This window comes from Candidatus Pacearchaeota archaeon (genome assembly GCA_038874355.1).
In the GTDB taxonomy this organism is placed as follows: Archaea; Nanobdellota; Nanobdellia; order Pacearchaeales; family GW2011-AR1; genus JAVZCO01.
Genome location: JAVZCO010000001.1, coordinates 272,128 through 289,148 on the forward strand (window position 1 = coordinate 272,128; position 17,021 = coordinate 289,148).

20 protein-coding genes and 1 tRNA gene are annotated in these 17,021 nt (G+C 22.3%); 9 read left to right on the plus strand and 12 right to left on the minus strand.

All coding sequences use genetic code 11. From position 1 onward, the window contains the following. Positions 1-61: 61 nt before the first annotated feature. A complete protein-coding gene (locus QW117_01680) occupies positions 62-334 on the plus strand; it encodes a hypothetical protein (GenBank protein MEM3405664.1) in 273 nt (90 codons plus the stop codon). Further along, positions 334-909 carry a hypothetical protein gene (locus QW117_01685; GenBank protein ID MEM3405665.1) on the plus strand — a complete coding sequence of 192 codons (576 nt, stop codon included), beginning with the start codon at positions 334-336 and terminating at the stop codon, positions 907-909. The genes QW117_01680 and QW117_01685 overlap by 1 nt, the downstream gene beginning before the upstream one ends. 76 nt (positions 910-985) lie before the next feature. On the opposite strand, the gene QW117_01690 is transcribed toward QW117_01685, so the two are convergent. The 4 genes from QW117_01690 to QW117_01705 all read right to left on the minus strand — a co-directional run bounded on the left by QW117_01690 (position 986) and on the right by QW117_01705 (position 2,866). Then, positions 986-1,065: transfer RNA gene (locus QW117_01690), tRNA-Ser, on the minus strand. 113 nt (positions 1,066-1,178) lie between these two features. After that, a complete protein-coding gene (locus tag QW117_01695) occupies positions 1,179-1,466 on the minus strand; it encodes a 50S ribosomal protein L12 (protein ID MEM3405666.1) in 288 nt (95 codons plus the stop codon). A gap of 10 nt (positions 1,467-1,476) precedes the next feature. Next, entirely contained in the window at positions 1,477-2,244 is a 768-nt protein-coding gene (rplJ, locus tag QW117_01700; protein ID MEM3405667.1) for a 50S ribosomal protein L10, read from the minus strand. Position 2,245: 1 nt separating this feature from the next. After that, positions 2,246-2,866, minus strand: coding sequence for a hypothetical protein (locus QW117_01705; protein ID MEM3405668.1), 621 nt, complete (start codon positions 2,864-2,866; stop codon positions 2,246-2,248). Positions 2,867-3,108: 242 nt separating this feature from the next. Here QW117_01705 and QW117_01710 point away from each other — a divergent pair, with 242 nt between their 5' ends. Then, on the plus strand, positions 3,109-3,459 hold the full coding sequence (locus QW117_01710) for a hypothetical protein (GenBank protein MEM3405669.1): 351 nt from the start codon (positions 3,109-3,111) through the stop codon (positions 3,457-3,459). A gap of 159 nt (positions 3,460-3,618) precedes the next feature. Here QW117_01710 and twy1 read toward each other — a convergent pair whose 3' ends face one another. From twy1 to QW117_01730, 4 genes are all read right to left on the minus strand, one after another. After that, on the minus strand, positions 3,619-4,602 hold the full coding sequence (gene twy1, locus QW117_01715) for a 4-demethylwyosine synthase TYW1 (protein ID MEM3405670.1): 984 nt from the start codon (positions 4,600-4,602) through the stop codon (positions 3,619-3,621). A gap of 244 nt (positions 4,603-4,846) precedes the next feature. Then, entirely contained in the window at positions 4,847-6,052 is a 1,206-nt protein-coding gene (locus QW117_01720; GenBank protein MEM3405671.1) for a site-2 protease family protein, read from the minus strand. Between the two features lie 189 nt (positions 6,053-6,241). Next, a complete protein-coding gene (locus QW117_01725; protein ID MEM3405672.1) occupies positions 6,242-6,406 on the minus strand; it encodes a hypothetical protein in 165 nt (54 codons plus the stop codon). A 1-nt stretch (position 6,407) separates the two neighbouring features. After that, positions 6,408-6,800 (minus strand): translation initiation factor IF-5A, encoded by a 393-nt coding sequence (locus QW117_01730; GenBank protein MEM3405673.1) that lies wholly within the window; start codon positions 6,798-6,800, stop codon positions 6,408-6,410. A gap of 54 nt (positions 6,801-6,854) precedes the next feature. Between QW117_01730 and QW117_01735 the strand changes: the two genes are divergently transcribed. From QW117_01735 to QW117_01755, 5 genes are all read left to right on the plus strand, one after another. Continuing rightward, on the plus strand, positions 6,855-7,475 hold the full coding sequence (locus QW117_01735; GenBank protein ID MEM3405674.1) for a peptidylprolyl isomerase: 621 nt from the start codon (positions 6,855-6,857) through the stop codon (positions 7,473-7,475). Positions 7,476-7,548: 73 nt separating this feature from the next. Beyond that, the gene (ftsZ, locus tag QW117_01740) at positions 7,549-8,643 is read left to right on the plus strand and encodes a cell division protein FtsZ (protein MEM3405675.1); all 1,095 of its coding nucleotides are present in this window, start codon (positions 7,549-7,551) and stop codon (positions 8,641-8,643) included. A 42-nt stretch (positions 8,644-8,685) separates the two neighbouring features. Continuing rightward, entirely contained in the window at positions 8,686-9,693 is a 1,008-nt protein-coding gene (gene amrS / locus QW117_01745) for an AmmeMemoRadiSam system radical SAM enzyme (protein MEM3405676.1), read from the plus strand. A gap of 17 nt (positions 9,694-9,710) precedes the next feature. Next, positions 9,711-10,769: a hypothetical protein gene (locus QW117_01750; protein ID MEM3405677.1), complete on the plus strand. Its 1,059-nt coding sequence runs from the start codon at positions 9,711-9,713 to the stop codon at positions 10,767-10,769. Between the two features lies 1 nt (position 10,770). Next, on the plus strand, positions 10,771-11,295 hold the full coding sequence (locus QW117_01755; protein MEM3405678.1) for a hypothetical protein: 525 nt from the start codon (positions 10,771-10,773) through the stop codon (positions 11,293-11,295). Between the two features lie 28 nt (positions 11,296-11,323). Here QW117_01755 and QW117_01760 read toward each other — a convergent pair whose 3' ends face one another. Both QW117_01760 and QW117_01765 read right to left on the minus strand, forming a co-directional pair. After that, the gene (locus QW117_01760) at positions 11,324-12,634 is read right to left on the minus strand and encodes a hypothetical protein (GenBank protein ID MEM3405679.1); all 1,311 of its coding nucleotides are present in this window, start codon (positions 12,632-12,634) and stop codon (positions 11,324-11,326) included. A gap of 55 nt (positions 12,635-12,689) precedes the next feature. Further along, positions 12,690-14,582, minus strand: a complete 1,893-nt coding sequence (locus tag QW117_01765; protein MEM3405680.1) for a hypothetical protein — start codon at positions 14,580-14,582, stop codon at positions 12,690-12,692. A 76-nt stretch (positions 14,583-14,658) separates the two neighbouring features. Here QW117_01765 and QW117_01770 point away from each other — a divergent pair, with 76 nt between their 5' ends. Continuing rightward, complete coding sequence (locus tag QW117_01770) at positions 14,659-14,988, plus strand: hypothetical protein (protein ID MEM3405681.1); 330 nt, start codon at positions 14,659-14,661, stop codon at positions 14,986-14,988. On the opposite strand, the gene cas4 is transcribed toward QW117_01770, so the two are convergent. Both cas4 and QW117_01780 read right to left on the minus strand, forming a co-directional pair. After that, entirely contained in the window at positions 14,980-15,780 is an 801-nt protein-coding gene (gene cas4 / locus QW117_01775) for a CRISPR-associated protein Cas4 (GenBank protein ID MEM3405682.1), read from the minus strand. The genes QW117_01770 and cas4 overlap by 9 nt on opposite strands. After that, positions 15,777-17,009, minus strand: coding sequence for a DNA primase small subunit domain-containing protein (locus tag QW117_01780; protein MEM3405683.1), 1,233 nt, complete (start codon positions 17,007-17,009; stop codon positions 15,777-15,779). Before QW117_01780 ends, cas4 begins: the two co-directional genes overlap by 4 nt. Between the last annotated feature and the right edge of the window lie 12 nt (positions 17,010-17,021).

The window sequence follows — 17,021 nt, forward strand, 5'->3', positions numbered from 1 at the left end:
TAAAAATAAATAATTTTTATAGATTAGTAATCTTTATATATATCTATATTTTTTCTTTTTTATGGAAACAAAAAGTTATATTGAAGAGATAAAAAGATATCTTGAAAAAAATCTTGTTAAAGGATATAAATTAGAAGATTTAAAAATACAGCTAAAAAAACAAGGATATAGTGTTAGTGCTATTTCAAGAGCAATAAAAGAATTAGCAGAAAAATCAAAAGAACAACAGATTAAAGAAATAAAAAAACAAGAAATAAAAGAAGAAAAAGTTGAACCAATAAAAGAAGAAAAAATAGGATTTTTTTCAAGATTAAAAAAATTATTTAAAATATAATGAAAAATAGAATTATAAGAAAAATAATTCATATATTGTTTGGGATAAATATTATTTTATTATTTTATATGAATATATTAACAACAAGAATTCTTTTTTATTTTCTTTTATTAAGTATTTTTTTATCTATTTTGAGTTTAAAAATAGATATTCCTATTGTAAAAAAATTAATTATTCATTATAAAAAAGAAAATGAAATGCCTCCTGGAAGAGGCTTTATTTTTTTCTTATTTGGTAGTTTACTTGTTTTGAAACTATTTGAAAAAGACATAGCTTTAGCTTCTATTACTATATTAACTTTCTCTGATTCTTTTGCATGTATTTTTGGTTCTTTATTTGGAAAAATTAAAATATTAAATGAAAATAAGACAATAGAAGGAACCATTTTAGGTATAATAATAGGAACAATATTAGCATCTTTTTTTGTTAATTTTATAGAATCTTTTTTGGCGTGTTCTATTGCTATGTTAGGAGAACATTTAGAATTTAAAATATCTAAAAACACTATAGATGATAATTTAATTATTCCTTTAATTTCTGGAACAACAATTTATATATTAAGGTTATTAGTATAAAAATTAAAAATATTATTTAATATTATAACTGCCTTATTTTTTATCTTTTAAATTTTTATAAATTATTAATATTTTACGCCGCCGCCCGGAGTCGAACCGGGATGCCCGAAGGGCCCTGCTCTCAAGGCAGGTGGAGTACCGTTGTCCCACGGCGGCATATTTTTTAATTTATTTTTATATTTTTATATTTTTCTCTTAAATATGGAATAAATTTAATTAGAATTAAAATTAAGAAATTGTTCGGATATTTATAAAAAAATAAAAAAACTTTATCCGAACAAAGCTGCCAATCCCTCTGCCGCTTCTTCTGGCTTTACTTCTTCTTTTTCTTCTTTCTCTTCTTTTTTAATTTCTTGTTGTGAGGTTGCTGTTGTGGTTACGAAACTTGCAGATTCTAATTCTTTGTCAATATCTACCCCTTTTAAAGATGCAACTATTGCTTTAATTTTTGATTCATCAATCTCCCCACCAGCTGCTTCAATAATTTTTTTTAAATTATTTTCATCTATAGGTTTTCCAAGTTTATGCAAAAGTAAAGCCGCATATATATATTCCATTTTTTATCATTTATTTAATTAATTTATTTAAAATATCAAAATGTGATTTTGCTTTAGCTAATAAATACTTTATATTTTCTTTGCATATATAATTTATCTTTATTGATAAAGTTAACGATTTAGATTTATTTGTTATCAATTTTTCTATGATATCTTTTCTACTAAAGTTAAGATTATTATAAATTTTATTTTCTTTTTTATAATAAGCTGCAATTGGTTTCAATCCAACATAAAATGGTTTTATATCTAGTTTCGACATTAGTCCAGCTTTTTCTTCTGTTATTATTTCATTTTTTTTTACTATTAAACTTCTTTCTTTTATAGATATCTTTCCATCTTCTATAACAAATTTTATTTTTAAAGAATTTAATTCAGAGATAACAGGTCCAGGGACTAAATCTGTTGGTCCAGCTTCAGCATAAATATCCTCTTCTGCAATTTGTCCTACTTTAGCTTTTACAGGATTCTTTTTTTCACTAAGTTCTATAGACAAATCAAAAGGATCTTCATTAGAAAATATTATAACACTATTTTCTTCTATAAAATCTTTCAATTTTTCTAGATTTTTGTCCTCGAAAGCCATAAACATAATTTTCTTTTTTATAACCTTAATTATTGCTTTTTCTCTCATATCTTTTTTTATTTGTTGTAGCTGTTTATCTGGTAAACTTTTAGTAGAAGCAATTAAAATAGTATTATATTTTTTTTCTAATTCCTTTAGTTCATTAAGTAATTTTACTTTTTTTTCATTAACTTTTTTAATTTTTTTTCGTTCCATTTTATAATTTTATAGGCTTACTCATTGTTAATTTAATTAAAATATTTTTTATATTTTGTTCTTTTTTTGGCAAAATTTCTTTAATAACATTTATTGCTTTTATTATATTTTCTGCTATTTCTTCATCTTTCATACTTCTTTTTCCTACAACAAATTTTAAACTTGGTTCTTTACTTTTTATTCTAACAGATCTTTCCATCAAAGATAAAATCTTTTTTATTTCCTCTTCTGTTTCGTTAGTAGTTATTCCTAATTGAGGTGAAGGCATTTTTCCAGCTTGCCCTAAAAATTTTCCAAGTTTTGTAGCTACTAAAGGCATTAAATTATTGCTAACAATGAAAAAATCATAACTTTTTACAAGTTTTTTTATAATTTTTTTATCATTATACTTATTCAAATCTTCTTTAGTTATACTATCTATAATAGATGTTTTTTTGTTTAATATTGCAAAAACTTTAGGCTTTTTTATAGCATAAGGAAAATTTATTATAATATTAATGCTATCTTTTTTTACATCAAAATTTTTTAAATTTATAATTAAATCAACACTCTCATCAAATTTTCTTTCTTTCGCTTCTTTTTTTAGAGTCTTAATTATTTCTAAAATTCTATCTTTATTCATTTTTATTTTTTTATTAATTTATCTACTACCAACGCGCCTTCGCCAGAAAATTAGCTTCGGCGATGTAGTTAGATATGGCGATGTAGTTAGATATTTTTATATCTATTTTATTGATTTATAAATTTATTGTTTTTTAAATTTTTTATTTTTCATAATAATGGAAATTAAAAATAAAATTAAAATAATAAAATTATTAATTTTAAATATAAATATCTTTATAAATTAAGAATTTATTTATTTTTATGGAATTTGTAGCTTTATTATCTTCAGGACAGGGAAGTTGGGGCCAAGTTGCTGGTTTAATAAACAGAGGAGAATGGGATAATATAATTTTGTTAGGTTCAAGTTTTGCGGAAAAGTTTTCTTGTGAAAAAAAACATGATTTTATTAAAATAAATATGAATCAAGGAATTATGAATTTAAAAGAAGAAATGCAAAGTAAATTAAAAGATAAAATAAAGGGAACAGAAGTTGCTTTATCTATTGCTTCAGGTGAAGGGAAAGAACATATGGCTTTAATTTCTGCTTTATTATCTTTACCAGTTGGGGTGCGATTTGTTGTATTAACTAAAGAAGGAATTGTTTGGTTATAATAATAGTAAAATATATTATCATTTAAAGTTAAAAAAAGAAAAGAAAAAAAGAATTTAAAAAATTTATTATATTGAATTGCAAAGACGTAATATTTTATTTTCTCTCTAATTAAATAGCCTATCTTATTTATTTTATACTCTTATCCAAACAATAATAAGTCAAAATTCATGAGGTTTAATTTTCATTTCTTTTTTGCTTCTTCCTATTAAAACAACTCTTGATTCTTTTTTTTCGTCGAGAATTTTGTATTTTGGTTTTAATTCTTTTTCAAGAAGTTTTGCAAAACGTTTTATTTCTTTATGAGAAGGCATTGTTTCATAACCTAATCTTTTTCTTGCATAACCAACGGACATATAACCTTTTACTTCTATAAACATTGGACTAGCTTTTTTTATTAATTTTACATATTCTTTTATTTGTTCATCTTTCATATTTAAATTTTTAACAAGTGTCATTCTTAACACCGTTCTTTGTCCTTTTTTTGTTAATCTATTCATTATTTCTAAGCTTTTGTTAAATTTTTCCCATGCATTTTTTTCTAAAGAATTATGCCATTTTTTATAAATTTCTTTATTAGGTGTATTTAAAGAAATGTATAATTGTGTTGGTAGAGCATTTTTTCTTTCTAATTCTAATATTTTTTTAGGATTTAAACCATTCGTGACTAAAAAAGAAGTTTTCCCTTCTTTTTTTAATTCTTTTATTAATTCTGAAATATAAGGGTAAATAGTTGGTTCCCCACTAAGAGATATAGCAAAATGTTTTGGATTTTGTGCTTCTTCAAATTTTTTAAAATTTACTCTTTTATTTCCTTTAAAGCCAGATAGCAATTTTCTTTGTTGTTTTATACTTTCTTCTATAATCTCTTTTGGTTTCTTAACTTCAGACTTTTTTAATTTTTTTCCTAAGTTGTATTCTATAGCACGCCAACAATGTAAACATTTATTTTGACACCACATAACTGCAGGAGACATTTGACAACATAAATGTGATTTTATTCCATAAAATTTTTCTTTGTAACAAACATTTTTTCCTAATAAAGATTTTTTTGTCCATCTACATATTTGAATTCCACAACTATCATAGAATATAGCATAATGTTGTTTTTTTAAAATTTTTAAAATTTTTTTAGGAATCTGCATATAAAATTAAAAAATTAATAACATATAAATTTAACTAAAAAAAATAAAAAAATAGAAAATTAAAAAATTTTATTTCTTTTTCTTTTTCGCTTTTTTCTTTTTTGCTGCCATTTTTTACCTCTTTTTTGTTTTTTATTAAAAAAATAAACATTCTATTCTTTAAATATTTTTTGTTTTTTATTATTTTATTTGTATCTTTTTAATTTTTCATTATCTTATATTCCGTCGATAAAAATTTTTAATTTTATTTAAAAAAAGAAATAAAAAACCAAATAAAAGTGATTACTAAAAAAATAAAAAGTATTAAAGAACTTACGATTTTATAGAATTTTTCTGCAAATTTTTTTGATTTTGTTAGAATTAAAATACTAACATAAAAAAACCTACCACCATCTAATACAGAACAAGGAACCATATTAAAAAAAGCCATTCCAATATTTATTAAAATTATCCAAAATAATAAATTCTTTATAAATAAAATTAGATTATGAGCAAATTTTGGTTTATAATCAATAAATGGAATTAAACTATAAATTATTTTAGAAATAAAATTAGATTTTATTTGGTAAGATGATATACCAATATAAGGTTTTGTACTATTTAAAGGATGGTTTGCTAAAATTATCTCATAGTCTTCTATAGTATTATTATATAAAGTTTTTATTTTTATTTTTTCTCCAGGAGAATAATTTTTCAAAATTTTTTCTAATTCTTTAGAATCTTTTATTTTTTCTCCATTTATCTCAATAATATAACCTCTCAATTTATTTTTTAAAGCAGGACTATCTTCTAAAACAGGAATAATAGAAATATTATTTTCTAATATTTTTTTTAATGTAGAATTATCTATAAAATAACTTTTGTTATTTGCTTTTATTTCTATTAATTCTAGATTATCAATAATAAATGTATTATTTGTTATTTTATCTATTGAAGAAACATTTATATAAGAACCGCCATAACCCGTTATTGTTGCCCCCATTGGAGTAAATGTTAAGTGTATAAAAATTACAGAAATAAAAATAAAAAAAATTCCTACAATAAGGTTAGCAAAAGTTCCTGCAGCTGTTGCAGCCAATTGTTTACTATTTTTCATTTTTTTAATATCTTTTTCTTCTGGATCTACAAAAGCAGCTAAAAAAGGACCTAAAAAAGCAAATCCCGTAGATTTTATTCTAACATTTTCTTTTTTGAAGAATATTCCATGAAAAAATTCATGACTTATAGAAGCTATTGCAATTATTATTATCCAATATGTAAAATAAAATGGAGGTAATATTTGAATTTTAAAAATTTCTGTAAAATAAGGTACTAGAGGAAAGATAGGAGGAGCTTTTACTAAATTTGTATATGTTTCTGGAGAAAAAATAAAAATTTTTAAAATAGTATAAATTAAATATATTCCAATAATCATCAGTATAAAACCACTTATTATTATTATTTTTTCCAACGGATTTAAAATTTTTTCTTTTTTTGATATCTTATTTATTAGCTTTATGCCAAATTTTGTTCTATAAAGAATGAAAGGTTTTTCGAATTTTATCTTTTTTCTTTTTTTATAAAGAAAAATAGAAAAAAAAATTACGAAAAGGAAAAAGAATAACCCATCATAAAAATAAAAATTCATTTTATTTTTAATTTATTTTTTTCTTATTTGTCTAAAATTTTTTTTCCCACACCTTCTACATTTAACTTTTTTTTCTATTATTTTTTTCGGATCGGCTCTTATTTTTGCAGAACAGTTTTTGCAAATAAAAACATTTTTAAATAACCTTATTTGTGCAGCCTGTATTTTTGTTGCCATTTTATAATTTTCTTTTTATTATTTTACCACATCCCTCTACATCCCAATATTCAACATTATCATTTTCTTTTATATCTTGTTTTAAAGATTCGTCTATTAAAATATCAAAAGTTTCAAATGTTTCTAAATCCATTATACTTGCTTTATTTCCATATAAAGATAAAACTTGTGCTCTAACTTTTTTTATCATTGGAACTTCATATCTCTCATGTCCAGAAGCTGCAATAATTTTCTTTTTTCCATCAAAAATATTTATTGCTTCTATTCTAGCTTTTGCTGCTCCATGTTTTCCAGTTTTACTTATATCTATACTTTTTACAATACAAGGTTCTTTATCTATCATTATTATATTACCTTCTTTAACATTAGTGGCATCTATAAGTCTTAGTGGCATATAAGTTCTTAAAAAAATAAGTTTATAAAGTTTGCTAGAATTCAAAAAAATAAGATGGTATTAAAAAAAGGAGATTTTATTGAAATAGAATTTTTAGGAAAAACAGAAGATGGGGAAATATTTGATACAAATATTAAAGAAGAATTAAAAAAAATGAATATAGATTCAGAAAGAAAAACAATCATTTGTATAGGAGAAGGAATGATATTAAAATCAATAGATAATTTTTTATTAGGAAAAGATTTAGGAGAATATATCTTAAAATTAAAACCAGAAGAAGCATTTGGTTTGAGAAAAAAAGAATTAATAAAGTTAATGCCTATTTCTGTTTTTAAAAATTCAAAAGAAAAATTGCAACCAGGAATGATTTTTTCTTTTGATAATATTTTAGGAAAAATAATTTCTATAAGTGGAGGAAGGGTATTAGTTGATTTTAATAATCCTCTTGCAGGAAAAAATATTATTTATGAAATAAATATAAAATCAAAAATTGAAGATATAAATGAAAAAATAAAAGCATTAATGAATTATTTTTTTAAAAGAGAATTTGAATATGAAATTAAAGATAAAAAATTAATCATTGAAGCAGAAAAAAATTTTTTCAGTTTTATTAATTTATTTAAAGATAATTTTAAGAGAATTCTTGATTTAGAAATAGAAATTAAAGAAAAATAAAGAAGAAAAATAAATTTTTTTACATTAATTATAAAATATAAAACTTTATAAACTAATTACATTTATTTTTATTATGGCAGCAGAATTGCATATGCTAAATAACGAACTTTCTGAAATTGATAGAGAATTAGAAGAATTATTAAAGAACCAAGTTTCTAGAATAAAAGTATTTGGTATTGGTGGTGGTGGAGGTAATACTATAACAAGAATGAAAGAAATAGGTATAAAAGGATGTGAAATGATTGCTGTAAATACAGATGCTCAAGATTTGCTTTATACTAATGCTGATTATAAAATACTAATAGGAAGAGAATTAACAAGAGGATTGGGTGCGGGTAGTAATCCTAAGATAGGAGAAGAAGCAGCAAAAGAATCAGAACATGAAATAAAGAAAAAATTATCAAATACAGATTTAATTTTTATCACTTGCGGTTTAGGTGGTGGTACAGGAACTGGTGCAGCTCCAGTTATTGCAGAAATGGCAAAAAAACAAGGAGCTTTAGTAATAGGAGTTGTTACATTCCCATTTACAATAGAAGGAAGAAAAAGAATTGAAAATGCAAATTATGGTTTAGAGAAATTAGAGGATTGTGTTGATACATTGATAATAATACCAAATGATAAATTATTAGAATTAGCTCCAGAATTACCTTTACAAACCGCTTTTAAAGTAGCAGACGAAATATTGACTAATGCTGTAAAAGGAATAGCAGAATTAATAACAAAAGCCGGACTTGTGAACTTAGATTTTGCAGATGTTAAAGCAGTTATGACTAACGGAGGTGTTTCTTTAATTGGTATGGGGGAATCAGATTCACAAGAGAGAGCGGAAGAAGCTGTAGAAAAAGCGTTAGAAAATCCTTTATTAGATGTAGATATAACAAATGCTACAGGAGCTTTAGTAAATATAGTGGGTGGTCCAGATCTAAGTTTAGAAGAAGCAAAACTAATAATAGAAAAAGTTGGTTCTAAATTAGATCCAGAAGCAAAATTAATATGGGGTGCTCAAATTAGTGAAGATATGGAAAAAGCAATAAGAGTTATGATTATTGTTACAGGAGTTAAATCAAGCCAGATAGTTGGAAAAGAATTATCAAAAACAAAAAAAGAATTAGAAAGTATGGAAGATGAATTTGGTATAGAATTTTTTGAAGAAAAAAATTTATAATTTTTTAGTTAAATTTATATTCTCAAATTTTCTTTATTATTTATGGAAAAAGAGGCATTGTTTTATAATAAAATTTCTAAAAAAATTGTACAATGTAGATTATGTCCTAATTATTGTACTTTAAATGAAGGAGAGAAAGGAAAGTGTAATGTAAGAATTAATAAAAATGGAAAATTAATCTCCTTAGTTTATGAGAGACCATGCTCATTAGCTATAGATCCTATAGAAAAAAAACCATTATTCCATTTTTTACCAGGGAAAAAAACTTTAAGTATAGCTACATTTGGTTGTAATTTAAAATGTAAACATTGCCAAAATTATGAAATTTCACAATTAACTAATAACGTAATAAGTTTTAAAGTTAAAGTAAAAGATGTAGTAAAATATGCAATAAAGAATAAATCAAAAATAATTTCTTATACTTATACTGAACCAACGATATTTTATGAATATATGTTAGATATATGTAAAGAAGCAAATAAATCCAAATTAAGGAATGTTACAGTAACAAATGGTTACATCAATAAAGAACCTTTGTTAAAATTATGTAAATATATTGATGCATCAAATATTGATATAAAAAGTATAAAAAATGAATTTTATGAGACTATTTGTAATGCAAAATTGAACCCTATTTTAGAATCTATAAAGTTAATGAAAAAAGAAGGCGTTTGGATAGAATTAACTAATCTTATTATTCCTGGATTTAATGATTCTGATGAAGAAATTTTTAAATTATCTTCATGGGTTTTAAGCAATTTAGGTGACGAAGTTCCTCTACATTTTTCGGCTTTTTTTCCAAATTATGAGATGCTAAATATTAGACCGACTCCAAAAGAAAAAGTAATAAGAGCTAGAGAAATAGCCTTATCTTTAGGATTAAAATATGTATACACAGGAAATATAAACTTTGAAGAAGGAGAAACAACATATTGTCCTGATTGTAAAAAACCTTTAATAATAAGAAGAAGATATAATATAATAGAGAATAAAATTAAGAGAGGAAAATGTCCTTTTTGCAAAAGAGAAATTGCTGGTATTTGGGATTAATTTTTATTATATTTTTAATGACAATTTGTTATTCTTTAAATGAAAATATAATTTTTGAATATCAAAATGAAGTATATTATGGAAAAGATTTTTTTGTAAATTTAACACTTATTAATTTTTCTGATGTTTATGATGTGAAAATTGACATTTTTAGCTTAAACGGAAGCAGATTATCAAAAATATTTAATAATGGAAATTGGGTTTCAACTTATTATTATGTCAATAATGCTATTAATACTTCTATTTCAAATTTTTCTAATTTTAATCTTAATATAACAGAACCTTATAATGGAACAGCAATTATAAATATAACATTAAGAAAATCTTCAACATCTTCAACATATAAATTTGGGTCTTACTTTTTAAATATAATTTATATAAATAATTCTTTAGAAGAGGAAAACAAAACTGAAAAAGAAAAAGAAATAGAAGAAGATACAGAAAATCTAGATAATGAAGAGAAAATTTTTATTTCTTTAGATTATGAAAAAGAAATAGAAAATGGAAAAGAATTTGAAGTTAAAGTTAAAGCTTATAATCTAAAAGAAGAATATTATGATATAAAAATTTATATAACGAAGAAAAATACAGAAAACATAATATCAGAGACCTATAATGATGAAAAATGGAAATCTTCTAATTATTATGTAAAAAATGTTTTTTATACAAAAGGAAATATATCAGAAATTTTTAAAGTAAGAATAGATTCCGATTATTCTGATTTTTATGGAGATGCAGAAATTAAAGCAAAAATAAGAAGAAGCAATTCTTCTACTTATATTTATTTTTATAAAAATGAAATAAAAATACTAAAAAAAGAAATTTCAGAAAGTAATCTCCAAAAAGAAAAAATTAAAGAAAAAAATATTACAAGTAATATTTCTTTAAATATAAAAAATGCTTCTTATTTAGAAGAAAATGAAGATATTATAAGATTAAATTCAAAAAAAGAAAATTTAAAAACTAAAGAAAATAAACTTTATTTATCAAAAAATGAATACATAAAAGAGTATTTAATATACTTTTTTACTCTTTTTTGTATTTTTGTTATAATATATATTATAAGACAGAAATAAAATGGAAGAACAAAAATTAGAAGTAATTTTAATACTAGAAATACTTGGGAAACCACCACAATACTTAATAGAGTCTTTATCTAAATTAATAGAAAGTATATCAAAGGAAAATGGTGTTAGTTTAATAAATAAAAAAATAGCAGAACCAAAAGAAATTGATAAAGAACATAATATTTTTTCTAGTTTTGCAGAAATCGAATTATCAGTAAAAGATGTAACAACTTTAATTATTTTAATCTTTAATTATATGCCTTCTCATGTAGAATTAATAAGCCCATCTTCCATAGAAATAAAAAATTATGATTTGAATAATTTTTTTAATGAATTGACAAGAAGATTGCATCAATATGATGAAATAGCAAAAATATCTATTTTAGAAAAAAATATATTAATAAATCAATTGAAGCAAATACAAAAGAATATCCAATCACAAAGAAATAATACAGAAATAAATAAAGATGAAGAAAAAAAAGAAATTAAAAATAATATTTCAAAAGAAAATAAAAAAAAGTTAGGGAAAAAATAAAAAGAAGTAATGGAAAAATAAAGAACATCTATCTTTCTAAACTTTCCTTCGTCTCTTTTAAATCAAATTTTTCTTCATATCTTTTTGTTCTTTCTTTTAATATTTCTTTTGCTTCTTTTTTCTTTATCTTCGTCTTTTTTATAATAAAAAATATTAAACCACCTAAAATAATTATTAAAATAAATACAACAAAATTAGTATTCTTATTATTTTTATCTTTTATTAATTTTACACATTCTGCATTTAAACAACATTTTTTTTCATAAGGATATTCTAAACTTTTTTCTAAGCTACTATTACAATATTCATCTTGGTTACATATTTTCCCAATTTCATAACAATGCTTCAAATATTCTTTACTTTCATTAACTAAAGATTCGTTTTCTGTTAATTTTATAAAAAATTTCATTTCTGTAAAATAATAAGGATAAAAACTTTCTGCTGCTATATTACCATATAAATCATTTGGTGGGGATATAATTCCTATTTCTATTTCTGAATAATTTTTAGAAGGAATAATATTTATTTTTTTAGGATATATATCGACATAATCATTTAATTCAGAAGATATTGTAATTTTTATTTCTTTAATGTCAAATGTTCCATTATTAAAAAGATAGATTTTTTTATTTATTTGAGAATTATTTTTAATATATATAGTTTCATTTAAAGGGTAAAAAATTAATATATTTGTAAAATTAGAAAAATTTTCTATATTATTATTCGTTAAATTATGGTATGGGTAAATAAGAATTGGGATTTCGTACTTTTGATTTTCACATTCAATAATTATTTTTTTCATAGAATTATTTTTAATATCTTTTATAGAAAAAAGAATATTTTTTTCTTCTCCAGCTTTAAGAGAAAAATTTTTTATTTCTTTCTCAAAAGTTGTTTTTACATTAATATTCCCTTTATTAGAAATAACTTTTATAAAAAAATCTTTATTAGTAATAATAAAGCCAGGATTTATACTACACAAAGAAATATTTCCTTTAACAGAAAAATTAAATTTTAAATCTTCTTTTTTTATTTTTCCCTCTTCAAAGTAATATACATCTTTTATTATTAATGTATAATTTCTTTCTTTGTTTGGTAAAATAGCATATAAATAATAAGAATTTTCTATTTTATTTATATCATATATCATAGATATAAAAATTCCATCCGAATAAAAAAATATATTATCTGCTTTTATATTTTCTAAAAAATTACCATCTATTTTTATTATTAAAGTTTCTAATGGAGAATATTCATTCTTTAAATTAGTTTCTATACCCAAACTTAACGGAATAACAAATAAGAAAAATGATAAAATAAAAAATATTTTTATTCTCATAAATGAAAAAAGAAGAATATATTAATAAACTTTTTGTATAGGTATTGGTATTATATTATTCTTTGCTTAATTCCCTCAATTTTTTCATTGTTTCTTCTAATTCTTCATCTTTTTTAGAAGATTGTGCAGGCTTTTTTATCGGTTGTTGTATAGTCCTTAAAGGAGTAATTTGTTTTTGTTGATATTGCTGTTTTGGCAAACTTCCTAAACCATATCTTTGTAATGGTAAATAAGATTTTGAAGTAGGATAAGTTGTTGAAGTTGAAGGTGGAAATGGAGGTCTTTTTGTTTTTATAACACTACTTTCTTTATAACCACTTCTTCTTTTAAAAAGAACAATCCTTATTCTGTTTCTGAAAATTATTAATAAGATTACTATTATTATCATCAGTACTAATAAAAAGATTAATAATCCCTTTCCTTTCTTAGGTTCTTCTTTTTCTGAACAACATACTTTATTATCATTACATTCATAATCTTTTTCTTCTTCATAATCTTTACAAGAAATTCTACAAGTATAATTATAACTTTCACATTCACTTTCTTCTTCTTTCTTTTCGCATTCTCCTAAACAACAATAATTAGTATCAGCTGCATTAACAGTAGAAATAGAACATATTTCATCATTTTTACATATTTCTCCATAGCCATAATAACCAGATAGTTTTTGCATTTCGGAACATTTTTTCAAAATTATATTTTTTGAGCAACATTTATTTAATCCACTACAATAATATTGACTTAAAACTTCTCCTCCAACATCTTCACAATCTAATGCAGACAAACAAAAATACCCTTTATCTATACAATTTTCTTTTTGAGGTATCTCATCACTACTTACTACAGATGGTCTTGGCCACCCAGCCCACAGTAAAAAAGAAGTATCTCTTATATTACCATTATTCCAGCATCCATCTTGTTGTTGCATTTCTTTTAACCATTCTTCTAATTTATTAAATGATTCATAAGACTTTGTTTTTATAGAAAATAAAGCAATAGCACTATCATAAAATTTTCCCTTTCCACTATTTAAATCCCAATAACCTTGACTTTTTTGTAAAGAAAGAATGTTTTCTATGTAATCATCAGTTTTAGTAAAATAATACAAAAAAGCATCTGGAAATAATTTTTGATTATCATCAGAATAAATAACTAAATATGGAATAAAATTTTTTATATCATAACCGGCTTGTTGTAAAGCTAAAGAAGCAAATAAAGAAGCTTCATAATTACAATTATTTTTATCATCAGAAAAACAAAAATAGTTAATATTATGAGTGACTTCGCTATTAGCAGAACCGGAATTTACTTCACTAGAAACATACCATACGTCGCTAATTATAGATTTTTTGTATAATAAAGTTGTAATAAAATTTTCGCTACAAGAAATAGTGAAATTATTGTCGAAACAACTCTCTTTAATTCTTAACCAATATCCATTATTTGCAATTTCTAAACAAGAACTAGAAGTAAAAGTAATTTTTTTATCTTCATTTATTATTAGTTTTGTATTGCCATTGTTCCATTTAACACTACAATTGCTTTTTTTTTCACTATCTATTACTAAATAAACCTGAATATCTTTTGCCTTTATTTTTTTACTTATTAACCATTCTTCTAATTTTAAAGTATTCTGATTGGAGTAATGTAAAGCTAATGTTGCTAAAGCAGTATCTTTAACTTTACAAGAATTTTTTGGGAAACAGTCATTAGATTTTTCTTTATTTATTTCTGTAACTAATTTGGAATTAAAAGAAGAATCATGAGCTAATGCAAGTAAAGAAAAACTTTTTTCTTCTAAGGATAAAGAATTTATTTTTTCATTTACTTTTTGTTTTAAACAAGAATATGCTTTTTCTTCCATCGTTTCATTAGAAGTAGCTATTACTAAATTTAAACAAAAAATTATAAAAAGAAAGGATAACATAAAACTTACTCTTTTTTTCATAAATATTTATAGTAGAATAGTATTTAAAATACTTTCGTTTAAAAAATTTTATAAATATATTATTCTATATAATTTCATGAGACTCGGCGATTTAATCTCTTTAATTTTTGAAGAATACAGAAAGGGAGAAGAAAATCTAAAAGATCCTTTATTAGAAATTACAAGAGAATTAATAAATATAGAAAATATAGTGCAAGAAACTTATCCGTTTTTTAAAATATCAAATGTCTATTTATTCTCTTTAGATATCAGTTTAAAAAAATATGAAGAAATTCAAAATAAATCAAATTTGATTAATTTTATTGAAACTCTTAATTTAAGAGAAGAATTAAGAGAATATCTGGAGAATAAAGTTATAGAAAATTACAAAAATAAATATCCATTTATTAACAAATTTTTAAAATGAATTTTCATTAAAACAAATATTTTTAAAATTACACATTTGACATTTTTTAAAATTACTGATTATTGGTATACTTTTCTTTTCTTTTAATACATTTTTAATTTCTTCCAAAATTTCTAAAAATTCTTTCTTTAATTTATCATTAATTTCAATTTTCTTTTCTTCTTTTTTTGTTTCTATAAAGCCAAAATTAACTTTTCTATCAAATTTCTCTTCTAACAATAAGGCATATCCAACCAATTGCAGTTTATCTTCTTCATAAATTCTATCTTTATTTTTTATTTCATAAGGAATAATATTATCATTTATCTCCACCCTATCTATTCTTCCCTTTAAAAATAATTTTTTAGAAATTATCTCAATTTCTGAATAATATTTTCTTGGTAAATTTTCCCATAATTTTTCTTCAAAATATCCTTTATTTATTCCTTCTTCCAGAGAAGATACTCTCAACAAAATTTCCCTTTCTAATTTATTTAAAATATTTTTCTTTAATTCAAATACATTTATATTATATTTTAAAATTTTTTCTTCATTTATTTTTATTATTTCACTTAATATTTTTAATACTTCAAATTTATACATCTTTAATATTTCTTCTCTGCCTATTTTTTTTCTTATTCTTGTTATTATTTCTTTTTCATTTTTATTAAATATATCAAAAATATCATGTTTAATCTTTCCTTCAATCATTCTAGGTGTTGGTTTTTCTTTAATTTTCATTATTCTTTTTATATACATCTTTCTTGGGCAATATAGATAAGAAGCAATTTCTGTAACATTTAAAAATCTCATTTTTTTTTCATTATTTTATTTTTTAGTATAGTATAATTAATAGGATTTTTTATCTTTTTACAAAAATCATCAGAATAACATATATCTATATCCTTGTAATAAGATTTATCACAATTAGGAGGTAATATTCCCTTGTGTAAAAAATTATATTTTATTTGTTGTAATAAATAATTTTCTTTTAAAGGTTTTTTATTTTTTAAATTCCATTCCTCTACTTTTTTTAATATTTCTTCTTTTGTAAAATTTAAACTTCTATAATAATTTATTAAAATAAAAAGAGCTCTTTTTCTTCCATCATCTAAGCCTTCTAATATTTTTTTTATACACGGAGGGTAATATATTGTAGATTTGTCTATTTCTATTTTTTCAAAATTTTTTGTATAAATTTTTTCTTCTTTTTTTATACTTTCTTTCCAATCTAATGCTTGTATTAGTAATTCCTTTGCTTCATTTTTTCTAGCTTCTGGATAAAAATTTTTTACTTTTATTTTTAAGTAATGAGCATCCTTCGGTTCAAATGAATCTAATTCTTTTTTTTCTATAACAACAGAAACTAAACCAGTTTTTTCATGTAAAGAATAAGGAGTTCTGAATAAATGTCTTGAGGAAACTAGAACTAAGTCGGGAATAACTCTTTTTGCTTCTTGTTCGTCCCTTATGTAATCTTTTTTTGTTGTTATCCTTGAAATTTCTTTTATTAATTCTTTTTCAACAAACTTATGTAAATAAGAAATTATTGTCCTAGGAAATTCTGGGAACATCTTCCTTATTTCAATATTGTTTATTTTTTCTGGAAAAGCTTTCCATGGAATTATTATGTGGAATCCTTTGCTTCCAGAAAATTTTATTCCATAATTTTTTATATCATGGAATTCTAAGGTTTTTATTATTAGCTTAGTCATTATTTTACTATATTCAAAGTATTTACTATCGATATCTAAAATTAAATCCCAACCAATTCTTAATTCATCCATTTCTTTTCTATCTAAATTTTTACTTAAATCTAAAGGATTTTTCCATAATTCTTCGGAACAATGGAAACTTGTAGCACCTTTTTTAACTTCTTGTAAGATTTCATCTTCATATTCTATTATATTTGGCCTTTTTCCAAAATTTTCTTGATATTTTGTTATCGTTTCTCTGTTTTTACAAAAATCTTTTATTGCTTTTTGTATCTCTTTTCTAGAATAATAAATCTTGCTTATTTCTTTTATACTCTCTTTTTTCATTTTTATATAAAA